General features: G+C 60.1%; 18 protein-coding genes and 1 tRNA gene. 9 read left to right on the top strand and 10 right to left on the bottom strand.

Annotation, left to right across the window (positions count from 1 at the left end):
• Window positions 1–87: 87 nt before the first annotated feature.
• The 6 genes from araD to chvE all read right to left on the bottom strand — a co-directional run bounded on the left by araD (window position 88) and on the right by chvE (window position 8548).
• The gene (araD, locus tag ACSQ2Z_RS07195) at window positions 88–1833 is read right to left on the bottom strand and encodes an L-arabinonate dehydratase (protein WP_436080556.1); all 1746 of its coding nucleotides are present in this window, start codon (window positions 1831–1833) and stop codon (window positions 88–90) included.
• Between the two features lie 57 nt (window positions 1834–1890).
• Entirely contained in the window at window positions 1891–3324 is a 1434-nt protein-coding gene (locus tag ACSQ2Z_RS07190) for an aldehyde dehydrogenase family protein (protein ID WP_436080555.1), read from the bottom strand.
• Between the two features lie 69 nt (window positions 3325–3393).
• Complete coding sequence (gene araD1, locus ACSQ2Z_RS07185; RefSeq protein ID WP_436080554.1) at window positions 3394–4386, bottom strand: AraD1 family protein; 993 nt, start codon at window positions 4384–4386, stop codon at window positions 3394–3396.
• Between the two features lie 230 nt (window positions 4387–4616).
• Entirely contained in the window at window positions 4617–5825 is a 1209-nt protein-coding gene (gene mmsB, locus ACSQ2Z_RS07180; protein ID WP_436080553.1) for a multiple monosaccharide ABC transporter permease, read from the bottom strand.
• Window positions 5825–7360 (bottom strand): multiple monosaccharide ABC transporter ATP-binding protein, encoded by a 1536-nt coding sequence (gene mmsA / locus ACSQ2Z_RS07175; protein WP_436080552.1) that lies wholly within the window; start codon window positions 7358–7360, stop codon window positions 5825–5827. The genes mmsB and mmsA overlap by 1 nt, the downstream gene beginning before the upstream one ends.
• A gap of 120 nt (window positions 7361–7480) precedes the next feature.
• Window positions 7481–8548 (bottom strand): multiple monosaccharide ABC transporter substrate-binding protein, encoded by a 1068-nt coding sequence (chvE, locus tag ACSQ2Z_RS07170; protein ID WP_436080551.1) that lies wholly within the window; start codon window positions 8546–8548, stop codon window positions 7481–7483.
• 293 nt (window positions 8549–8841) lie between these two features.
• On the opposite strand from chvE, the gene ACSQ2Z_RS07165 reads away from it, so the two are divergent.
• A complete protein-coding gene (locus ACSQ2Z_RS07165) occupies window positions 8842–9819 on the top strand; it encodes a LysR family transcriptional regulator (RefSeq protein WP_436080550.1) in 978 nt (325 codons plus the stop codon).
• 54 nt (window positions 9820–9873) lie between these two features.
• Window positions 9874–10341: a hypothetical protein gene (locus ACSQ2Z_RS07160; protein WP_436080549.1), complete on the top strand. Its 468-nt coding sequence runs from the start codon at window positions 9874–9876 to the stop codon at window positions 10339–10341.
• Between the two features lie 2 nt (window positions 10342–10343).
• Here ACSQ2Z_RS07160 and ACSQ2Z_RS07155 read toward each other — a convergent pair whose 3' ends face one another.
• Entirely contained in the window at window positions 10344–10571 is a 228-nt protein-coding gene (locus ACSQ2Z_RS07155) for a hypothetical protein (protein ID WP_436080548.1), read from the bottom strand.
• Between the two features lie 378 nt (window positions 10572–10949).
• Here ACSQ2Z_RS07155 and iolG point away from each other — a divergent pair, with 378 nt between their 5' ends.
• Window positions 10950–11945 (top strand): inositol 2-dehydrogenase, encoded by a 996-nt coding sequence (gene iolG, locus ACSQ2Z_RS07150; protein ID WP_436080547.1) that lies wholly within the window; start codon window positions 10950–10952, stop codon window positions 11943–11945.
• A 90-nt stretch (window positions 11946–12035) separates the two neighbouring features.
• Here iolG and ACSQ2Z_RS07145 read toward each other — a convergent pair whose 3' ends face one another.
• Complete coding sequence (locus tag ACSQ2Z_RS07145; protein WP_436080546.1) at window positions 12036–13271, bottom strand: ROK family transcriptional regulator; 1236 nt, start codon at window positions 13269–13271, stop codon at window positions 12036–12038.
• Between the two features lie 229 nt (window positions 13272–13500).
• On the opposite strand from ACSQ2Z_RS07145, the gene xylF reads away from it, so the two are divergent.
• The 4 genes from xylF to ACSQ2Z_RS07125 all read left to right on the top strand — a co-directional run bounded on the left by xylF (window position 13501) and on the right by ACSQ2Z_RS07125 (window position 17058).
• Window positions 13501–14541 carry a D-xylose ABC transporter substrate-binding protein gene (xylF, locus tag ACSQ2Z_RS07140; protein ID WP_436080545.1) on the top strand — a complete coding sequence of 347 codons (1041 nt, stop codon included), beginning with the start codon at window positions 13501–13503 and terminating at the stop codon, window positions 14539–14541.
• A 118-nt stretch (window positions 14542–14659) separates the two neighbouring features.
• On the top strand, window positions 14660–15985 hold the full coding sequence (locus tag ACSQ2Z_RS07135; protein WP_436080544.1) for a sugar ABC transporter permease: 1326 nt from the start codon (window positions 14660–14662) through the stop codon (window positions 15983–15985).
• A gap of 14 nt (window positions 15986–15999) precedes the next feature.
• Entirely contained in the window at window positions 16000–16785 is a 786-nt protein-coding gene (locus ACSQ2Z_RS07130; RefSeq protein ID WP_436080543.1) for an ATP-binding cassette domain-containing protein, read from the top strand.
• A 196-nt stretch (window positions 16786–16981) separates the two neighbouring features.
• Window positions 16982–17058 (top strand) — tRNA-Arg (locus ACSQ2Z_RS07125).
• 525 nt (window positions 17059–17583) lie between these two features.
• On the opposite strand, the gene ACSQ2Z_RS07120 is transcribed toward ACSQ2Z_RS07125, so the two are convergent.
• Entirely contained in the window at window positions 17584–18498 is a 915-nt protein-coding gene (locus ACSQ2Z_RS07120) for a LysR substrate-binding domain-containing protein (RefSeq protein WP_436080542.1), read from the bottom strand.
• A gap of 147 nt (window positions 18499–18645) precedes the next feature.
• On the opposite strand from ACSQ2Z_RS07120, the gene ACSQ2Z_RS07115 reads away from it, so the two are divergent.
• Together ACSQ2Z_RS07115 and ACSQ2Z_RS07110 are read left to right on the top strand one after the other, a co-directional pair.
• Window positions 18646–20175 carry an MFS transporter gene (locus tag ACSQ2Z_RS07115; RefSeq protein ID WP_436080541.1) on the top strand — a complete coding sequence of 510 codons (1530 nt, stop codon included), beginning with the start codon at window positions 18646–18648 and terminating at the stop codon, window positions 20173–20175.
• A gap of 409 nt (window positions 20176–20584) precedes the next feature.
• Window positions 20585–21049, top strand: coding sequence for a recombinase family protein (locus ACSQ2Z_RS07110; protein WP_436080540.1), 465 nt, complete (start codon window positions 20585–20587; stop codon window positions 21047–21049).
• 220 nt (window positions 21050–21269) lie between these two features.
• On the opposite strand, the gene ACSQ2Z_RS07105 is transcribed toward ACSQ2Z_RS07110, so the two are convergent.
• Window positions 21270–21845 (bottom strand): hypothetical protein, encoded by a 576-nt coding sequence (locus ACSQ2Z_RS07105; RefSeq protein WP_436080539.1) that lies wholly within the window; start codon window positions 21843–21845, stop codon window positions 21270–21272.
• Between the last annotated feature and the right edge of the window lie 327 nt (window positions 21846–22172).

The following is a 22172-nucleotide window of genomic DNA, read 5'->3' as shown; positions in this document are numbered from 1 at the left end:
TCATATTCGATCACACAAACAAGCTTGCGATGGAATCGAAAAAGGCGGATCTTCCGTCCGCCTTTTCATTTGCGCGTGTTGCAGGGATCAATGGCTGTCGCGATCCATCGGAACGCGATCGCCGCGCGGGCCGACCAGGAAATCGAGGTCGGCGCCCTGGTCCGCCTGCATGACGGAATCGATGTAGAGCTTGCCGTAACCGCCTGTCACCGGCATGTCGGGTTTCACCCAAGCCGCCCGACGCCTGCCCAGTTCCTCCTCCGATACATCGAGATGGATCGTACGGGCCGGAATATCGACCGCGATCATGTCGCCGTTCTGGACGAGCGCGAGCGGCCCCCCTTCGGCAGCCTCCGGCGCGGTGTGCAGGATGACGGTTCCATAGGCGGTACCGGACATGCGCGCATCCGAGATGCGGATCATATCGGTGATGCCCTTCTTCAGCACTTTTGGAGGAAGCCCCATATTGCCGACTTCAGCCATGCCCGGATACCCCTTGGGGCCGCAGTATTTCAGCACCATGATGCAGTTCTCGTCGATGTCGAGATCGTCTTTGTTGATGCGGGCGTGATAGTCCTCGATGCTTTCGAAGACGACGGCACGGCCCTTGTGCTGCATCAGATGCGGCGACGCTGCAGAGGGCTTCAGCACGGCACCCCGCGGCGCGAGGTTGCCGCGCAGGACGGCGATGCCGCCCGACTGCGCCAGCGCCTTTTCGCGCGAAACGATGACGTCGTCATTATAGTTCACCACGTCCTTGACGCCGTTCCACATCGTATCGCCGGTGACGGTGATGGCATCCTTATGTAGAAGCCCCATCTCGCCAACAGCCTTGATGACGACCGGCAGACCGCCTGCATAGTAGAACTCTTCCATCAGGTGCTTGCCCGACGGCTGCAGGTTGACGATCGTCGGAACATCGCGGCCGAGGCGGTCCCAATCCTCGAGGGACAGATCGACGCCGATACGGCCGGCAAGCGCCAGGAGATGGATGACGGCATTGGTCGAGCCGCCGACGGCGCCGTTGACGCGAATGGCGTTCTCGAAGGCTTCCTTGGTCAGGATGTCGGACGGCTTCAAATCTTCTTTGACCATGTCGACGATGCGGCGGCCGGAAAGCTGCGAAATGACGCGGCGGCGGGCATCGACCGCCGGGATCGCGGCATTGCCGGGCAGCGTCATGCCGAGGGCTTCGGCCATCGACGCCATGGTCGAGGCGGTTCCCATGGTCATACAGCTGCCCGCCGAGCGGGCCATGCCCTGCTCCGCATCCATGAATTCATCGAGCGACATCTCGCCGGACTTGACCATTTCCGAGAACTGCCAAATGGCCGTGCCCGAGCCGACGTCCTTGCCGCGCCACTTGCCATTCAGCATCGGGCCGCCAGAGACGAGAATCACCGGAATATCGACGGAGGCCGCGCCCATCAAAAGGGCCGGCGTGGTCTTGTCACAGCCACCAAGCAGCACCACGCCATCGACCGGATTGCCGCGGATTGCCTCTTCGACGTCCATGGCAGCCAGATTGCGAAACATCATCGCTGTTGGACGCAGCGTGCTTTCGCCGACGGAAAAGACCGGGAACTCGACTGGAAAACCGCCCGCCTCGTAGACGCCGCGCTTCACCCGTTCAGCGAGATCGCGCAGGTGCGCGTTGCAGGGCGTAAGCTCCGACCAGGTGTTACAGATGCCGATGATCGGGCGGCCATCGAACGTATCGGCCGGCAGTCCCTGATTCTTCATCCATGAGCGGTGCATGATGGCATTCTTGCCGGTGCCGCCGAACCAATCATACGAGCGCAGCTTGCGCGGCCACTCAGCTTTCTTCTTCATTGTCTTCGTGTCCTTTGAAGTGCCGGACCGGCAACCGACCGATCCGGCGAAAAATGCTTACGCCAGCGTGTAGGCCGTCTTGACGACGGTGAAGAACTCGCTCGCGTATTTGCCTTGCTCGCGCGAACCATAGGACGACCCCTTCCGGCCGCCGAACGGCACGTGGAAGTCGACGCCGGCAGTCGGCAGATTGACCATCACCATGCCGGCTTCCGAATTGCGCTTGAAATGCGTCGCGTGCTTGAGGCTGGTCGTCGCGATGCCGGCCGACAGGCCGAAGGGCGTGTCGTTGGCGGTCGCAAGCGCCTCATCGTAATCCTTCACGCGGATGACGGACGCGACCGGGCCAAAGATTTCCTCGCGGGAAATGCGCATCTGGTTTGTCGCTTCGGTGAACAGTGTCGGCTGCAGATAGAAGCCAGGATTGTCGCGCGCGATCGTCTCGCCACCGAAGGCAAGCTTGGCACCCTCTTGTCTGCCGATATCGATATAGTCTGTGTCGGTGGCAAGCTGCCGCTCGTCGACGACCGGGCCGATATGGGTTCCCGCCTTCAAGGCATCATCGACCACCAGCGTCTTCAGTTTTTCAGTCAGCGCTGCGACAAACTTATCGTGGATGCCTTCGGTGACGATCAGCCGCGACGAGGCCGTGCAGCGTTGGCCGGTGGAGAAGAAGCCGGAATTGGCGGCCGCCTCGACGGCGACGGTGAGGTCGGCATCATCCAAAACCACCATCGGGTTCTTGCCGCCCATTTCCAGCTGGAACTTACGGTTGTGCTCGATCGAGGAGGCGGCGACGCGCTTGCCCGTGCCGGTCGAGCCGGTGAAGGTAATGCCGGCCAGATCCGCGCTGTCGAGCATCGCCTGGCCGACGACCGAGCCTTTGCCCATGACGAGGTTCAACACGCCCTTCGGCAGGCCAGCGCGATTGAGAATGTCGGCGATCGCCCAGGAGCAGCCCGGCACCAGCTCGGCCGGCTTGAAGACAACGGTGTTGCCGTAGCAGAGCGCCGGCGCGATCTTCCAGGCTGGAATGGCGATCGGGAAGTTCCACGGCGTGATGATGCCGATGACGCCGATCGGCTCGCGGGTGATCTCGACGCCGATGTTCGGACGTGCCGACGGCAGAACTTCGCCTGCAAGACGCAGGGCTTCGCCTGCGAAGAAATCGAAGATCTGCGCCGCGCGGATCGTTTCGCCGATCGCTTCCGGCAACGTCTTGCCCTCTTCGCGGGCGAGCAGCGTACCGAGCTCGTCCTTGCGCGCCAAAATCTCGTCGGCGGTCTTCTTCAGGATCGCATGGCGCTCGAGGATGCCCGAGCGCGACCAGGCCGGAAACGCTGCCTTCGCGGCAGCGATCGCGGTCTTGGCATCGTCGGCGCTGGCGCTCGCGTAGAGACCGACCACTTCGTTGGTGTTGGACGGATTGATGTTTTCGACACCGTTCGTGCCGACCCATTCGCCGGCAATCAGGTTATGATGGAGTGTCATGGGCTAAAAGCCTCCTTGGTTTGCGCGAGCACCCGATAATCGGCACCCGCAGTCAAATGCGTGGCGGGATCAGAGCTGGCCGATCGTGATTTCATCCTCGCCGGCAACCGCCAGGGTGTTGCGCAACGGCAGGCCGAATTCCAACGCCTCGATTTCGAAAATATCGCCAGCCTCCGTCTTGATGCCATCGCCGAAGGACAGCGTCGCCGTACCGAACATGTGGACATGGACATCGCCCGGCGCACGGAACAGGCCATATTTGAAGTGATGATATTCGAGGTTGGCAAAGGTATGGGACATGTTGGCCTCACCCGACAGGAATGGCTTTTCCCACAGGGTCGCGCCATCGCGGATGATGCGCGAAGTGCCGCGAATGTCGCTGGGCGCCTCGCCAACACGGATTTCCGGACCAAAGCTCGCGGGACGCAGCTTGGAGTGCGCAAGATAGAGATAGTTGACGCGCTCGGTCACATGATCGGAAAATTCGTTGGCGACGGCAAAGCCGATGCGGAACGGCGCCCCTTTGTCGGAGATGACGTAGATGCCGGCCATTTCCGGTTCCTCGCCACCATCCTCAGCAAATGACGGGGAGACGAGGTCGCCGCCTGGCGCTACAGTCTGCGAGCCGTTGCCCTTGTAGAACCATTCGGGCTGCACGCCCTTTTCACCGGGCTTCGGCTTGCCGCCTTCGAGACCCATCTTGAACATCTTCATCGTATCCGTCGCGCCCTCTTCCACCTTGGAGACGGCAGCGTGCATGGCATCGCGGGTCGACGCCGATCCGAGATGCGTAAGGCCCGTCCCGGTCAGGTGCAGATGCGCAGCGTCCGGGTGGGTGATCGGCGGCAGGAACAGCCCCTTGGCGTAGACATCCTGAAGATCGACCTCGTCGCCGAGGCCGTGCGCCTCGACGACGGCTTTCAAACTCCTGCCGGAATTGGCAGCTTCCATCGCCAGCGCATAGACGCTGGCCGCCCCCTTCACCGCGCGGGCGGCTTCGCCCAATTCGCGAACGGCCACCGTGATCGAGCCGTCATTGTTCTTCACCTGGGAAATCAGCACAGCCTTGTCCTCTTCTAGATCCGGGCTGTTTTTCGGCGTCAAGCGTCTGGCTCTCGGCAACAACAACCCATTGGGAGACGCATGGTGCGTTCCCATTCCTGGCGGCAAAGCCGCCGTCTCGTCATGATGCGCGCGCCGGAGCGTTGTCGCCTAATGTAAGCGCGAAAGACGCTCCGGCACCAATTTTGCGTCGGCCGGCCAAGCCGGCGGCGCGGGACGGACCGGAAAGGTCAGCCCTTGTTCTTGTTGTAGACGTCGAAGAACACGGCAGCCAGAAGCACGAGGCCCTTGACGAGCTGCTGGTAATCGATGCCAAGGCCCATGATCGACATGCCGTTGTTCATGACGCCCATGATGAACGCGCCGATGACCGCACCCGTGATCTTGCCGACGCCGCCCGATGCCGATGCACCACCGATGAAGCAGGCCGCGATGACGTCAAGCTCGAAGCCAACACCCGCCTTCGGCGTCGCCGAGTTCAAACGCGCCGCGATGATCATTCCGGCAAGGGCAGCCAGAACGCCCATATTGACGAAGGTGTAGAAGGTCAGCCGCTCGGTGTTGATACCGGAGAGCTTTGCTGCCTTCTCATTGCCGCCCATTGCATAGATGCGGCGGCCGATGGTCGAACGTGTGGTGACAAAGGTATAGATCGCAATCAGCAGCCCCATCACGACCAGAACGTTCGGGAAGCCCTTGTAGGTCGAAAGCTGGAAGCCGAGGAAGATGGCAACCGCGCTGATGATCGTCATCTGCAGGACGAAGAAGGCAAAAGGCTCGTTTTCCGTTCCATGCAGATCATTGGTCCGGCGGTCCCTGATTCCGTAGTAGATCGCCAATGCGACCAGCACCAACACCGTCACCAGTGCGAAGAAATTGGTGATGACACCCGGGAGAGGATTGAGGAAATACAGGAAGTCCGGAACGAAACCGGTCGACAACAGCTGGAAATCCTTCGGGAACGGCCCGATCGGTCTATTCTGCAGCACCAGATAAGTGAGACCGCGGAAAACCAGCATGCCGGCGAGCGTGACGATGAAGGCCGGAATTTTCCGATAGGCGACCCAATAGCCCTGGGCAGCCCCGACCAATCCGCCGAGTACCAGACACAGCGGCACGACGATGGAGAAGTGCAATCCCCATTTGACGAGCATGATCGCCGAAAGGCCGCCCGTAAACGCGACGATCGAGCCGACGGAAAGGTCGATATGACCGGCAACGATGATCAGCAGCATTCCGAGCGCCATGATCACGATGAACGAATTCTGCAACACGAGATTGGTCAGGTTGACGGGCCTGAACAGCACGCCGCTGGTCAGGAACTGGAAGAACAGCATGATGACCACGAGCGCGACGAGCAGGCCGTATTCGCGGATATTGTTCCTGAGATAGTCCCCGATGGAGGGCGTGATTTTCGGAGCGCTGGTTTCGGCGACCATTAGTGTTTCTCCCCGGAGCGCATGATGGCGCGCATAATGGATTCCTGGCTTGCTTCCTGCTTCGAAAGCTCGGCGACGATGCGACCTTCGTTCATGACGTAGATGCGGTCGCAGGTTCCGAGAAGCTCGGGCATTTCCGATGAGATCATCAGGATGCCTTTGCCTTCTGCGGCAAGCTGATTGATGATGGTATAGATTTCGTACTTCGCCCCGACATCGATGCCGCGTGTCGGCTCGTCGAGGATCAGCACTTCGGGGCTGGTGAACAGCCATTTGGACAGAACGACCTTCTGCTGGTTGCCGCCCGACAGGTTGACGGCCTCCTGATAGATCGAATGGGAACGGATACGCAACTTCGACCGGTATTCGGTCGCGACCTTCCGTTCCTTGTGGTCATCGATCACGCCATTGTTTGCCACCGCGCTGAGATTGGAAAGTGTCGTGTTGTGCATGATGTTGTTGTTCAGCACCAGGCCGAGCTGCTTGCGGTCTTCCGTGACATAGGCAAGACCTGCTTCGATTGCACGCGGAATAGTGCTCACATCGACCGGTTTGCCATGCATGAGGACTTCGCCCGTGATCTTGTGACCCCAGGATTTGCCGAAGATGCTCATCACCGTTTCGGTCCGGCCCGCACCCATCAGGCCTGCGATGCCGACCACTTCGCCGGCATGAACGTTGAAATTGACATCGTGCAGGAACTGCCTATCGCGGTGCTGCTGGTGGAAGACGTTCCAGTTCTTCACCTCAAGCAGCGTCTCGCCGATCTTCGGCTCGCGCGGCGGATAGCGGTCTTCCATGTCGCGGCCGACCATGCCCTTGATGATGCGATCTTCGCTGATGTCCTCGCTGTGACAGTCCAAGGTCTCGACCGTACCGCCATCGCGCAGGATGGTGATCTTGTCGGCAACCTTTTTGATCTCGTTCAGCTTGTGCGAAATGATGATCGAGGTCATGCCCTGCCTGCGAAATTCCATCAGCAGTTTCAGGAGCGCGTCGGAATCGGTCTCGTTGAGCGAGGCGGTCGGCTCGTCGAGGATGAGCAGCCGGACCTTTTTGGAAAGCGCCTTGGCGATTTCCACGAGCTGCTGCTTGCCGACGCCGATATCCGTGATCCGGGTCGTCGGCGGCTCCTTGAGACCGACCTTCGATAGAAGTTCCTGTGTTCGCGAGAAGGTCTGCGGCCAGTTGATGACACCGTTGGCTGCGATCTCGTTGCCGAGAAAAATGTTTTCCGCAATCGACAGCAGTGGGACCAGCGCCAGCTCCTGGTGGATGATGATGATTCCGAGATGTTCGCTGTCGGAAATCGTCGAGAAATGACGAACTTCGCGGTCGTAGTGGATTTCGCCATCATAGGTGCCGGCGGGATAGACGCCGCTCAATACCTTCATCAGGGTCGATTTTCCCGCGCCGTTTTCGCCGACAAGCGCGTGAATCTCCCCCTCGCGGACCTTGAGATTGACATTGTCCAAGGCTTTGACGCCCGGAAACGTCTTGGTGATGCCCCGCATTTCCAGAATGATGTTGTCCATAATTAGGTATTCCTGCGGCAGTCCGTGAATGATGAGGCCAGACAAACCGACAATACAAAGTCCCTCATCAAGATAAAAGGGCCCGCAAGCAATCGCGGGCCCCCGATCGAAGAGACGGGATCAGTTGTTGATCTGGTCTTCCGTGTAGTAGCCGGCACCAACCAGAACTTCCTTGACGTTGGTCTTGTCGACCGAAACCGGCTTCAGGAGGTAGGACGGAACAACCTTGACACCGTTGTCGTAGGTCTTGGTGTCGTTGATTTCCGGCTCCTTGCCGCCCATGATGGCGTCCGTCATGTTGACGGCAACCTTGGCGAGCTCGCGGGTATCCTTGAAGACCGAGGAATACTGTTCGCCAGCGAGGATCGACTTGACCGACGGCAGTTCGGCGTCCTGACCGGTGACGATCGGCATCGGCATGTCGCCCGAGCCGTAGCCAACGCCCTTCAGAGCCGAGATGATGCCGATGGAGAGACCATCGTAAGGCGACAGGACGCCATCAACCTTGGCATCGGTATAGGTCGAGGAGAGCAGGTTTTCCATGCGGGCCTGTGCAACGGCACCGTCCCAACGCAGCGTACCGACCTGGTCCATGCCCATCTGGCCAGACTTCACAGCAATCTTCTTGGCGTCGATGAGCGGCTGCAGAACCGACATTGCGCCGTCGTAGAAGAAGAAGGCGTTGTTGTCGTCCGGCGAACCACCGAAGAGTTCGACGTTTTTCGGCTCGGTGGCGCCATCGAGCTTGAGGCCCTGCACGAGCGAGGTTGCCTGGAGCACGCCGACCTGGAAGTTGTCGAACGTCGCGTAGTAGTCGACATTGCCAGAATCGCGGATCAGGCGGTCGTAAGCGATGACCTTGACGCCGGCATCATGCGCCTTCTGCAGGATGTCGGACAGCGTCGTGCCGTCGATGGCGGCGATGACGAGAACCTTGGCACCCTTGGTGACCATGTTTTCAATCTGGGCCAGCTGGTTCGGAATGTCGTCGTCAGCAAACTGCAGGTCCGGGGTGTAGCCCGATTCCTTGAACAGCTTTTCCATGGTCTCGCCGTCGGAAATCCAACGGGTCGAGGTCTTGGTCGGCATCGAAATGCCAACGGTGCCCTTGTCCTGGGCGATCGCCGGAACGACGAACGACGCCACGCTGAGCGCTGCGGCGGCGAGAAGTGAACTAATCAATTTCATGTATCTCTCCCTGAGTGTTGATCCAGGCAAGCTATCCGGCCGGCCTTGATATGTGCAGCGCTTCGCGCAGCCGAGAGCGAAAGTCCTCGGCGGAGGTTTAAGGGTGAAAGAAAGCCCTCCCAGGCCTTACACGCTCCCAAGCACGCTGGCGCACATGGCGGCAAACTGGAATCAAAGATCATAACTGTCAAATACAATATGGGTGTATATTTATAACAATTTTGATATAGTAACGCAGAACAGTGTGATTTTTCGCGGGAGCGAAGAGGTTTTTCTCGGAAGGCGGGTAAAACATGAACGATTCAGTCCTGCGCTCATCCGTTCCAGTGGATTATTCAGACCGTGGAATTTTTCGTTCCGGCTTGAAGATGAGCCACCTGCAACTGATTCTCGCCATCGAAGACCACGGCCAGATCAGCGCGGCCGCCGACGCGCTGAGCATATCCCAGCCCGCAGCCTCGCGCATGCTCGGCGAAATCGAGGCTATTCTCAAGGCACCACTTTGCGCCCGCGTCGCCCGCGGCGTCGAACTGACGCAATATGGACGGGCACTGGCCCGGCGTGCCCGGACGATCTTCCTGGAACTGCGGGAGACAGCGCGCGAGATCACCGAATTGAAGACCGGAAGCGGCGGCTCCGTTTCGCTTGGATCCGTCACCGGCCCCGCCCTCAAGCTTGCGGTTCCGGCTGTCCGCCAGGTTTCGACCGCCTATCCCGGTATCGAGATCAACATCCAGATCGAAAACAGCAATGTGCTGGTGCGCGAACTCCTCTCCGCCCGGCACGACTTCGTCATCGGCCGCATACCCGACGACATGGACCCGCGACAATTCAACCTGATCGAGATCGGCGAGGAGCATGTGTGTCTGATCGTACGCGAGGGCCATCCGTTGCTCGACAAAGGCCTTGTCAGTTCCGCTGATCTGCCAGGCTATGACTGGGTCTTTCAACCACAGGGAACACTGCTGCGCCGCGCTGTCGAGGACAGCTTCCTCTCCGCAGGAACGCCCTTGCCCGCAACCATCATCAACACCTCGTCGATCATCCTGACTGTCTCGATCGTCCGGCATACCAATGCGATAGCCCCGGTCGCCCGTGACGTCGCCAGTCTGATTGCCACCAATGGAGGCCAGGCGGGTGAAATCCGCATTCTGCCAACCGATTTCAACATCAAGATTCGCCCCTACAGCCTGATCACCGCGCGCGGCCGTGCCCTGCCGCCGAGCGCCAAGCTTCTCTACGATCTGATCCTGAAGCAAAGCACGGCATGATCAGGCCCGCAAAACCTTGCCGTGCTTTGATATCCGCGGAAAAGGGAGAGGCACATGTTCGGGATGTCTGTGTTCCAGTCGGTGCTGGAGCGGCTGAAGGCCGAGGAAACCGAGGAAGGCGCCGCTCGCGAGGAGCCGTTGCCGCGCACGAGCATACTTGGCCTTAACGCCGGCTTTGCCGGCAACCTCACGTCATCTGGCATGGCTGACAGCGGCGCCGTACGGCGCGCCTATTTCGATACGGCAAGCGAGGACATGCTCGCCCCGCCGAAACCGGCACCTGAGCCCGTCATGCCGGATCATCTTTGCCGCATTCGCCCCGAGCAGATTGCCTCTGACCTCGGGCTTACGGATATGGAAACCGCAAGTGGCCTAGCGGACAAGCGCCGGCGCTTCGCCGCCAAAAACCACCCTGACCGCCATCATCCGGATTTCCGAGGCAATGCAACCATCCGCATGAAGATCGCCAACATGCTGATCGACGAGGCGCAGAAGCGGATATACCTCATGCAACGGAACTGATATCAAACAGGATCGTCCGTCTTGGTCTCTTCGACAACGTCGGCCTTTGGCTTGAAGAAGATGATCAAGACACAACCGACATATGCCGAGACCGCCAGGAAGATCATCCCCCAAGTGTTTTCGCCCTGCCAGAATTCGAACGCCGTCCACACCGCGCAGAAGGCAACGATCAGCAGCCGAACCCAGAATGGCCGGTAGAACGGATGGTCCGGGTCGATGAACTTGATCATGCAAAGCGTCCTTGAGGGTTGGGCGCGTTTCAGCGGCCGCGACAATGATAACAGCTTTATGTCCAAAAAGGCGGCTGCCGCAAGAGGAGCACCGGTTTAACCGCTTGACGGCCGCGCGGTAAACAGAATAAATATTCCGAAAATAACAATCATTGCTTTTTCATTCCGATTTCGAGCGCGCCGGAGGAGGCGCGCCTGGGCCGGAAGTGAGCGGCGGGAGAGAGAAAACCGCGCCGGCCCCAGCAAAAGCTGAGTTGCCTGACGCCTAAAATCAAATCAAACGCCGCAGCAAAGCCAACTTCCAACACGCCTGTCCGGAGTGAGCGTCATCACTTCGTCCCTCGCGGCATCCCGCCGCCCGTCAAAAAGAGATGTAACATGACTGTCAGATTTGGTCTTCTCGGCGCCGGCCGCATCGGCAAGGTTCATGCCAAGGCCGTCAGTGCCAACCCGGATGCGGTGCTTGTTGCCGTGGCAGACGCCTTCCCGGCGGCCGCCGAAGCGATCGCACAGGCCTATGGCTGCGACGTCCGCACGATCGAAGCGATCGAAAAGGCTTCAGATATCGACGCAGTGGTGATCTGCACGCCGACTGATACCCATGCCGACCTGATCGAACGCTTCGCCCGCGCCGGCAAGGCGATCTTCTGCGAAAAGCCGGTCGACCTCGACGTCGGTCGCGTCCGCGAATGCATGAAGGTGGTCGAGGAGACCAAGGGCAAGCTGATGGTCGGCTTCAACCGGCGATTCGATCCGCATTTCATGGCCGTCCGCAAGGCGATCGACGACGGCAAGATCGGCGCCGTTGAAATGGTGACGATCATATCGCGTGACCCGGGCGCCCCGCCGGTCGACTATATCAAGCGCTCCGGCGGCATCTTCCGCGACATGACCATCCACGACTTCGACATGGCCCGCTTCCTGCTTGGCGAGGAACCGGTTGCCGTTACCGCGCACGCCTCCGTTCTCGTCGATCCGGAAATCGGCAAGGCCGGCGACTATGACAGCGTTTCCGTCATCCTCGAAACCGCTTCCGGCAAGCAGGCGATCATCTCGAATTCCCGCCGCGCCACCTATGGCTACGACCAACGCATCGAAGTTCACGGTTCCAAGGGCGTTGTCTCGGCCGAGAACCAGCGGCCAGTATCGATCGAGATCGCCAATGGCGACGGCTATACCCGCCCGCCGCTGCATGATTTCTTCATGACCCGCTATACCGAAGCCTACGCCAACGAGATCGCCGGCTTCATTTCCGCGATCGAGAAAGGCACCAAGATCACCCCTTCAGGTGCCGACGGGCTGGCAGCCCTGGCGCTGGCCGACGCCGCCGTGAAATCCGTTGCCGAGAAGCGCCAGATTCGCATCGATGCATAAGGAACGCTAGGTCCGATTCACTGAGAAAGGCCGGGTTTTGCCCGGCCTTTCGTTTTTACTACAGCTTCCGCGCCAAGGCGCCCCAACTTCTCAGGTCGCGTCCCCTCCCGTCGGAAGCGGCCGAAAAGCCGCGATGTCATGGTCCATATCGGTCAGTGCCCGGTCGAGGTGGCCGTCAAAGACCAGTCGCTGCTCATCAAAAATCACGGAAATTTCCGGTCGCCCCTGCAGGCGCACCTCGTGCGACTGCTCAAGGCCTTCGTCGATGCCCCTCTTCAGCAGATCGAAATAGCGCGTTCCCGGCCCGGTGATGAAGATCGGCATATGTTCGTGCAGGCTGAGGACGCGGGAAAGGCCATTGCCGAGCGCGATGCCCGCTTGCCGGAAGGCATACCCCGCCATCCGGTTTCCCTGCCGCGCGCTCGTGGCAATCTTGTCCATTTCGGCGAGCGGCACGAACTTCGCCGGGATCGTATCGGGCGGAACCTCGAACGCCGTGCGCAGGATTCCGTAGAAACCCGCGGAAGCCTCGATGCAACCAAACGAGCCGCAGCGGCAGAGACCACCATTGGCCGCATGCAGCATGTGCCCGAAGTTGGGCGCGGTCACCTCGAGCTCGCCAAACCGGTCCTTGCGGGCAATGCCAAGCCCGATGCTATGACCGAGCGACAGGGCCGCAAGCGCGCGGAATGATCCGGCCTCCGCGGTATCCGCCTTCATCCCCAGTGCCTGCGCGACCAGCAAGGTCTCGTTGTTTACTGTCACCTTGGCGCGCCATTCCGGTTGCAGCAGACAGGCGAAATCGATCTGCTCGCCGCCGAAGACCGGTGACCATAAAAGCCGCCTGCCGTCGGCATCGACCGTTCCCTTGCTGCTGATCGAAACGGCAAGAATCTGCGATTTGTCCAGATGCGATCGATTGATCAGCCGCACCAGCGCATCGAGAAACCCGTCGGCGAAATGCTTCGTTCCGGCAACCTTGCCATTGCGCGCATCCTCGAAGCGGTCGATCAGGCGCCCCGAATAATCGACGAGCGAATATTGGACGGCATCCGAGGAGATCCGCACCGCAATCAGATAACCGCTATCCCGGCGCTGCGCAAACAGCACCCGTGGACGACCGCGGCCGGAATGCGCCTGCTGCTCCGCTTTCTCGATGACGTCGGCCCGCTCGAGCTCAGCGGTGATCGCCGAAACGGTCGCCGAAGCCAGCCCTGTCTGTTCGGAAATATCCGTATGGGACAGCGGTCCCATGCGTCTGAGCGCCGCCAGCACGAGTGCGCTGTTCTGCTGACGCACCAATTCGGTGCTCGACTTCGTCAGCATCGCGCATCCCTGTTGCTACTGCTCAATTTCACAAACACATGCCCCTCCCAAAGCATCTGTCCGGTGCAACAACCTTTGTCAAAGCCTTGTTGACAGCCCCAAAAAACTCTGACATCTATTTTCTCGACTGTCGAGAAAAAACTCTTTTGGGTTGGCGACAGGCATATTGGCTGGTCGGGGGCCGTGCGGGAGGTTCGCACGGACGGCCAGCGGCCATTGGGAGGACTTCATGAAATCAGTTTTAAAACTGATGGCAGGCGTTGCCATCATCGCATCCATGCATTCTGCAGCCATCGCCAAGGATCTGGTCGTCGGCGTTTCCTGGTCGAACTTCCAGGAAGAGCGCTGGAAAACCGACGAAGCAGCGATCAAGGCTGCGCTTGAAGCATCCGGCGACAAATACATTTCCGCTGACGCCCAGGCGTCCGCTGCAAAGCAGCTGACTGATATCGAATCCCTGATCGCACAGGGCGCCAACGCCATCATCGTTCTGGCCCAGGATAGCGAAGCCATCGGGCCGGCGATCGAAAAAGCCGCTGCCGAAGGCATCCCGGTCGTCGGTTACGACCGCCTGATCGAAAATCCGGCTGCCTACTACATCACCTTCGACAACAAGGAAGTCGGCCGCATGCAGGCCCGCGAAGTATTCAAGGTGAAGCCGGAAGGCAACTACGTCTTCATCAAGGGCGCATCGACCGATCCGAATGCCGACTTCCTGTTCTCCGGACAGATGGAAGTGCTGAAGGAAGCCATGGACGCCGGCAAGATCAAGAATGTCGGCGAAGCTTATACCGATGGCTGGAAGCCTGAAGTTGCCCAGAAGAACATGGAGCAGTTCCTGACCGCCAACGACAACAAGGTCGATGGCGTCGTCTCCTCGAACGACGGTATGGCCGGCGGTGTGGTCGCAGCTCTCGAAGCCCAGGGTCTTGCAGGCTCGGTGCCGGTTTCCGGCCAGGACGGCGACAAGGCTGCTCTTAACCGCGTTGCGCTCGGCACGCAGACCGTATCGGTCTGGAAGGACTCGCGTGAACTCGGCAAAAAGGCAGGCGAAATTGCCGTGGCACTGGCCGGCGGCGCAGCGATGGATTCCATCGAAGGCACCGTCAAGTTCGCCGGCGGCCCGAAGGGCGTCGAGATGAACTCCTTCTTCATCGCACCGCAGCCGATCACCAAGGACAATCTGAATGTCGTCATCGACGCCGGCTGGATTTCCAAGGAAGAAACCTGCCAGGGCGTCAAGGCCGGAACCGTTGCCGTCTGCAACTGATCCGAAACTGGACATGGGCAAATAAGGTCCCGTCACGAGCGCCGCAGCGAGCACCGTTGCGGCGCTTCTCCAATGTCCGGAACCTTGAACGACAAGAAAAAGGGGGAGTATCCAGGAAATGGCAAATACCACCATCGCCGCGCCTTCCGGCAGCGTACGCCAGACACAGGGCACGGCCTTGCAGAGATTTTTGCAGGCAACCGAGATAGACACACGGCTTCTCGGCATGATCGCGGCGCTTCTGATCATCTGGCTTGGCTTTCAGATTTCGACGGGCGGGCTTTTCAGCGGCCTGTTCCTGACCCCGCGCAATCTCTGGAACCTTACGGTTCAGGCAGCGTCCGTATCGGTCATGGCGACGGGCATGGTGCTGGTCATCGTCACCCGCAACATCGACCTGTCCGTCGGCTCGATCCTCGGCTTCGTCGGCATGATCATGGCAATCACCCAGGCCAAGGTCCTGCCGCCCCTGATCGGTTTCGACCATCCGGCTACCTGGATCATTGCGCTCACCGTCGGCATTGCGCTCGGAACCGCCATCGGCGCGTTCCAGGGAATGATCGTCGCCTTCCTCAACGTGCCCTCCTTCATCGTCACGCTCGGCGGACTGCTGGTCTGGCGCGCGGGCGCCTTCCTCGTTATCAGCGGCGCGACGGTCGCACCGATGGACTCGACGTTCCGCCTGATGGGCGGCGGCGCGGAGGGATCGATCGGCGCCACTGCGAGCTGGATCGTCGGCGTCATAGCCTGCCTCTTCATCGTCGCCTCGATCATCAATTCGCGCAAGCAGCGCAAGCGGTTCGGCTTTCCGTTGCGGCCGATGTGGGCGGAATATTTCCTCTCGGTCGTCGGCTGCGTCATGGTGCTCTGTGCCGTCTGGGTGCTGAACAGCTATTACATGCCGGTCAACCTCGCCAAGAAATATGCCGAGGCTCATAACATCCCCTGGCCCGAAGGCGGCCTGCAAATTCCGCTCGGCATCGCCATCCCGGTCCTGATGGCCGTGGGCATCGCCATTGCCATGAGTTTCCTCACCACCCGCACCCGCTTCGGCCGCTATGTCTTCGCCATCGGCGGCAATCCGGAAGCAGCCGAGCTCGCCGGCATCAAGACCCGCTGGGTGACGGTGCGCATCTTCGCACTGATGGGTGCACTCTGCGCCATCGCCGCTGCGATCTCCACCGCCCGCCTCAATGCCGCCACCAATGCGCAAGGGACGCTCGATGAGCTCTATACGATCGCGGCAGCCGTCATCGGCGGCACGTCGCTCGCCGGCGGCATGGGAACGATCGCAGGGGCCGTTCTCGGCGCAATCGTGATGCAATCGCTGCAGTCCGGCATGGTGCTTTTGCGTGTCGATACCCCGCTGCAAAGCATCGTCATCGGCATCGTGCTGGTCATGGCCGTCTGGCTGGATACCGTTTATCGCGGCCGAGCCAAGTAAGAGGAGTTCGAACAATGACGGAACAACGCACTCCCCTCGTGGAAATGAAGAACATTTCCATATCCTTCGGCGGCATCCATGCTGTCGATAACGCCTCGGTCGATCTTTACCCGGGCGAAGTCGTGGCTCTGCTCGGCCATAACGGCGCCGGCAAATCGACGCTGATCAAGATCCTGTCGGGCGCCTACAAGCGCGACGCCGGAGAAATCCTGATCAATGGAGAGCCGGTCCATATCGGCAACCCGCGCGACGCCAAGAAACACGGCATCGAGACGATCTACCAGACGCTCGCCGTCGCCGACAATGTCGATGCCGCTGCCAACCTCTATCTCGGCCGCGAGCTCAGAACCCCGTGGGGCACGCTCGACGACGTCGCGATGGAAGCCAAGGCCCGCGAAGTGATGGGGCGGCTCAACCCCAACTTCCGCCGCTTCAAGGAGCCGGTGAAGGCGCTGTCCGGCGGTCAACGCCAGTCGGTGGCGATCGCCCGGGCCATCCTCTTCGACGCCCGCATCCTGATCATGGACGAGCCAACGGCAGCGCTCGGGCCACAGGAAACGGCGCAGGTCGGCGAGTTGATCAAGCAGTTGAAGCGCGAAGGCATCGGCATCTTCCTGATCAGCCACGACATCCACGACGTCTTCGATCTCGCCGATCGCGTCTCGGTGATGAAGAACGGCCAGGTCGTCGGCCACGCCCGCACGGAAGACGTCACCAAGGACGAAGTGCTCGGCATGATCATCCTCGGCAAGTGCCCGCCCAGAGCCATCCCCGGTCCGGGCGCGATGCAGACGGCGTGAGTTTCGCCTTTTTGTGAAAGTCAAATGCCGCGCGCGAATGCGCGGCATTTTTCGTCATCTCATCCAGCCCTCACCGATAACATGCGGCAAACTCGGGATTTTCCTTTCAAAGCTGTGCATTGACCATTGATGCGTAGCATTTCCTGGGCTATGAACCGCTCACAGCCTGCTTCGGCGGTCTCAAACCGCCGCGGATGCACCCGTAGCTCAGCTGGATAGAGTGTTGGATTCCGATTCCAAAGGTCACAGGTTCGAATCCTGTCGGGTGCGCCATTTTCTGATGAATGCCCCATACCCGTGAACTAGCACCCCATGGTAAGCCCGCAAAGGTTTGCGCCCACGGGTGAAGGTATGGGCGTTTTTCCGCGTTAAGTTTGAGCCTGAGGGTTTCTTGTGCTGTAGCGGACACCCGATAATTCGAGCCGCTAGTTGTCACAGTGCTGTGAGTTCAGGCGCGGAAGAGCTCTCGAGCGCCCGAAAAAGAAGTCTCGCACTGGAGCCAGCTAGCTGTTTTGACGTCGAGTGCAAGGGCCGCATTCACCTACTGATCTCGGATGTCAGGCTCAGTCTGCTATTCGAATAGTTACGCCGGGAATGCGGCAACAGCAGGCGCCGACTAGCCTGAGATGAACGACCGCCTTGGGGCCGACTCCGGCCCGGCAGATTTCGGACAGCAAATGGCGAATAGCTGCCCTTCCCTCGAGCGGACTCGCGGTGACGGCTGCCAACCAACATAAGCCGTTCCCCGCTTGCGTCGCGGTTGCCTAAAGCCGACATCCATCGATGGCGATTTCGCACTTACGTGCTGACGACTAACTGACATTCGCTGGAAAACAGCCGGCTGCTGATGAAATCGACGAAGACCCGGACCTTTGGTGAGAGATGCCGACTTGATGGCCAGATCAGGTTGAACTGGCCGGGCAAATCGAGGTGATCGACTAGCAGCGGCACCAATTCGCCCGTTTTTAGCGAGGCCGCGGCCAAAAAATCCGGCATGCAGCCGATGCCCAGCCCGCGCAGCACGGCACCGCGCAAGGCCTCCATGTTGTTGCAGGTCAGGATATGGCGGATACGGACCTCCGGCTCGCCTGCGGGAAGAACGAGCGGCCAATCCTGGATTTTCCCGCTATTGGGAAAGCGAAATCCGATCCCGACATGAGCAGAGAGATCGCGCGGGCATGTTGGCGTTCCCTGCCGCTCCAGATAGGACGGAGATGCGCAGAGGAGCAGTTGAAACGGACGCAGCGCGCGCATCATGATACGACTGTCCGGCAATTGTCCGCTTCGGATGGCGACATCTACGCCCTCGTCGATGAGATCGACGATACGGTCGTTGAAATCGAGATCGAGTTCGATCTCCGGGTAGAGCGATACGAATTCTGAAAGCACCGGCAAGAGTAGGTGATAGGTTACGATGGGCGCACTGACTTTGACGCGCCCGCGCGGGGTTTCCCTGGTTTGCAGGAGTGTCTCCTGGGCGTCGTCGAGATCGTCGAGGATGTGACGGCATCGTTCGTGAAACGCGCGACCTTCCTCCGTCAAACGAAGACTACGGGTCGAGCGCTGGAAGAGCCGTATGCCCAAATGGCTTTCGAGCTTCGTGACTGCCTTGCCGACGGCCGATGGCGACAGGCCGAGCACCCGCCCGGCGGCAACGAAGCTGCCGAGATCCGCTGTCCGCACGAAAGCCATCAGGCCGGATAGTCGATCCATCTGAAGAGGTCCATCAAAGTTCTATTCGAGCGTTATGTTCCGTTATGAGTGGAAGTACAGCGATATTTTTCCCCATTCAAGCACAGATATACTGATCTGGAAACAGGCCGCCCATCTTGGCGACCATCTCCAGCTTCAGGAACAGTCATGTCCCCACATTCAAAACAGTCTAACGGAACCTCGAAATGGCTGGCGTTGCTGGCGGTTTGCCTTGCCGCTGCTGCCATGCCGCTGACCTTCACCGGTACGGCGGTGGCGCTTCCTTCCATCGGTCGGGCGCTTGGCGGCAGTCCTGTCGCGATCGCCTGGGTGACGAACGCCTTCATGCTGACCTTCGGCTCCAGCCTGATGGCGGCAGGAGCGCTTTCTGATAGCTACGGCCGCAAGTGCATATTTCTCACCGGTGTCGGAGCGTTTGCTCTGTTCTCCCTGGCGCTCGTCGCAGCACCGGACATTCTGGTCTTCGACTTGTTACGTGCCGCACAGGGATTTGCTGCCGCTGCGGCCTTCTCCGGCGGCATGGCCGCGCTGGCGCAGGAGTTTGATGGTCCGGGCCGGCTTCGCGCCTTCAGCATTGTCGGGACCAGCTTCGGCGTCGGCCTGTCGCTGGGTCCGGCCGCGTCAGGCTTAATGATCGAAGCCTTCGGCTGGCGCAGCATCTTCGTGGCGGTGGTGATCTTTGCCGTTCTCGCGTTTGGTCTCGGTTGGCGCACGCTGACAGAAAGCCGGGATCCAGACGCCCGCGGTCTCGACTGGGGCGGTGCGCTGACCTTCACGGCGGCGCTCGGTCTCTTCACCTACGGTCTTCTGCTTGCGCCCGAACGCGGCTGGCGCGATGGCTGGGTCATCGCGCTGCTGCTCGGCGCCGCGCTGTTCCTCATCCTGTTCGTGGTGACTGAACGTCTGGTCCCCCGGCCAATGCTTGACCTCTCCCTGTTTGTTTATCCACGCTTCGTCGGCGTACAATTGCTGGCGGCGGCCCCCGCCTATGGCTTCGTCGTGTTACTGATCCTGCTTCCGGCGCGCTTCATCGGCATTGAAGCCATGCGCGAGGTTGCGGCGGGCATGTTGATGATCGCGCTGTCTGCGCCGCTATTGATCCTGCCCGTTACGGCCGGTCTACTGACGCGCTGGTTCCACCCCGCGACGCTCTGCGGCACGGGCCTGCTGATTTCGGCGGGCGGCCTGTTCTGGCTAGCGCAGATTCCGGCCGGCGCGCCTATCTGGACGACAGCCTTGCCGATGCTGGTGATCGGCACAGGCATCAGCCTGCCCTGGGGGCTGATGGACGGGTTGGCGGTCAGTGTCGTGCCGAAAGAACGCGCCGGCATGGCGACAGGCATCTTCAGCACAACGCGGGTCGCGGGTGAGGGCGTGGCCCTAGCGGTCGTCGGCGCGATCCTTTCGACGCTGGTGGCGGGCAGGATGCGTGGGCTGGCGGTGCACGGCGATATCATTGTTGCCGCCCAGAGGCTCGCCGCCGGTGATGTGGTCATGGCGGCCAGTGCCATGTCCGGTGCGGAACGGGCAGTCCTGGTGTCGCTTTACTCGGATGCGTTCAGCGATCTTCTTATGCTGCTGGCGGCCATCACCCTTCTTACGGCGCTCGTGGTGTTTCTGTTCCTGAAGACGGAGGCGCATGACGCGCTCAAGTCTCAGCTCGATGGAGCCGCATAACTGCCATTGAGATGATCCCGCGCATCAAACTGGTCGATCTGCGAATCCTGCCGTGTTTTGAAGAGTGGACCAGCGGCAGGGTGAAGACAGCAAGAATGTAACCGCTAATTTCCCCGTCTTGGACCACAGGGCTATGAACCTTAGCGATTCGCTGGACCTCCTGTTCGCCAGCCAAAAGTGCCTCGGTGTTGCTTGCAAGGCTCGTCACTTCCGCCGAAATCACTGTGATCGCAATCTGTTCGGCGCGGCGATCCTGCGCTGGACGATCTTAGGACGTCGCAGTCGCCCAGCCTGATGATCGTTGCGCAAGTCCTCCACGGCTTTACCTTCGCTAGTGCCTTCGACCGTTCTTCTCATCGGCCGGATGAGCCCAACCTAACGCAGCGACTTCGGACAGGCGCTCTATGCCATGCTATCTACCGGGGTGGCATTGGGCGGTGCGACGGCACTTCTGCCGGCAGTGGCGCGGATTGGCATCGATCCATATGGGTTCATGGCCATACGAGCGGGCAGTGCGCTACTGCTTATCTCGCCACGTGATCTGGAACTCCCGTCCAGTGATGGCCGATGGGCCGGCCATCACTGGACGCAAGCAAATTTATCGCGGGCCGATCTGCGCGTCCTCCACGATCGTGACCACCGTCGGCGCACCGGTGACGCCGAAGTCGTTGTCGTTGATCATGAAGAGCTTGCCGCTGGCATTGCCGAGTTCGAGCGCGATCACATCAGCGAGCGTGTGAAATCCGGTCTCGCGGCCGCCAAAGCCCGTGGAAGAAAGCTCGGGCGCCAGTTCGGCCAGCGGCCGAAATCCGACCGGCTCACACCGAAGGTGTTGGCGCTCATTGACGAAGGCCGGAAGCTGGATCGCTCGTGATCTCGCCATCAGCAAGAATAGGGTTGCCGATGTCGCCAAGCGCAATCGCGCGGTCGGCGAATCGTGAATGTGCAGATTTCCGCCACTCGGCAGTCAGATTCCAAGGACTGTAGCGGGTGGATTGCGGAAGTTCGACGCAAGCGCATCAAGTCACCGCTTTGCGGAAACACTGACTCTGCCCCAAAAGAGCGTCGGCGATCCGGCGCCTCGATGCTGGGGATTAATCTATCCGGCGCACCTGCCCGGCAAACACACCCCATTCCGAGCCTCGCCCCTTAATCGCGATCCGCGCACCAGGCGCGAGGGTTTTCCTCACTTCCTCGGGATAACCACAGAGCCGGTCTGAAAGGAATGGCAGTTCATCAATTTCGATCGGGTTCCGGCATTTACTGGAGCTACTCATCGAAACGTCGGCGACGGCAAAGGTAACTTCGATCTCATGGCCGGCCAAGATCGCAACGAGCATCGGCCCGCCCGTTGTCACTCCATTGTATCCGAACCCGAACCCAAAGATCGGGGAAACGAAAAACATCAGTAGTATCCTTAACGGCCCTTCGCGGCCAGACATTTCCAGGCCCTTCAAGCCCGCCCACACGGAAGCGACGGCGGCGATGGCGCCGACTACCATGGCTGCGGCATGGCTCTGGTTAACCCAGGCGACACTGGGTAAGAACGGAAATACCATGCGTCCCAACGAAGTCGGCGAGCAGCCTAGCAGCAACAGGCAACCGAGCAGGCTGACTGTTAGCTTGTGAAGCTGTGTCGGTTTCGCTCGCGCAGGCGCTTGCGTGTTCACTCAATACACCTTTCAAAAGTGGTAACTTTTGTCGAGCGGAGTGATCTGCTCACCTGCCCCTGAGTTGTGTAAGGACGCTTAAATACACCTGATTTGGCTAGGTCCGCAATGGGTCGCGCTCTGCTGTCCGCAAGGTGCTTATCCAACCACTGTTGTGTGGCGCTTTTCCGTTCGGCAACATCGGGGCCGACGACATCAGTCCGTCCGCTTCCAGGACAACCCAACTCGAAAGCGGAAATGCATCCCCTCGTGCGAAGGTCCGGTATTATGGAGCAACTGCCACAAGATTCGATGAAGGCTGATGCTATTCCCGAGGGTGCTTAGTTG

This window comes from Pararhizobium sp. LjRoot235, assembly GCF_964254145.1.
In the GTDB taxonomy this organism is placed as follows: Bacteria; Pseudomonadota; Alphaproteobacteria; order Rhizobiales; family Rhizobiaceae; genus Pararhizobium.
The sequence above is the reverse complement of the archived record's forward strand: the minus strand, read 5'-3'. Positions and strand labels throughout refer to the sequence as shown.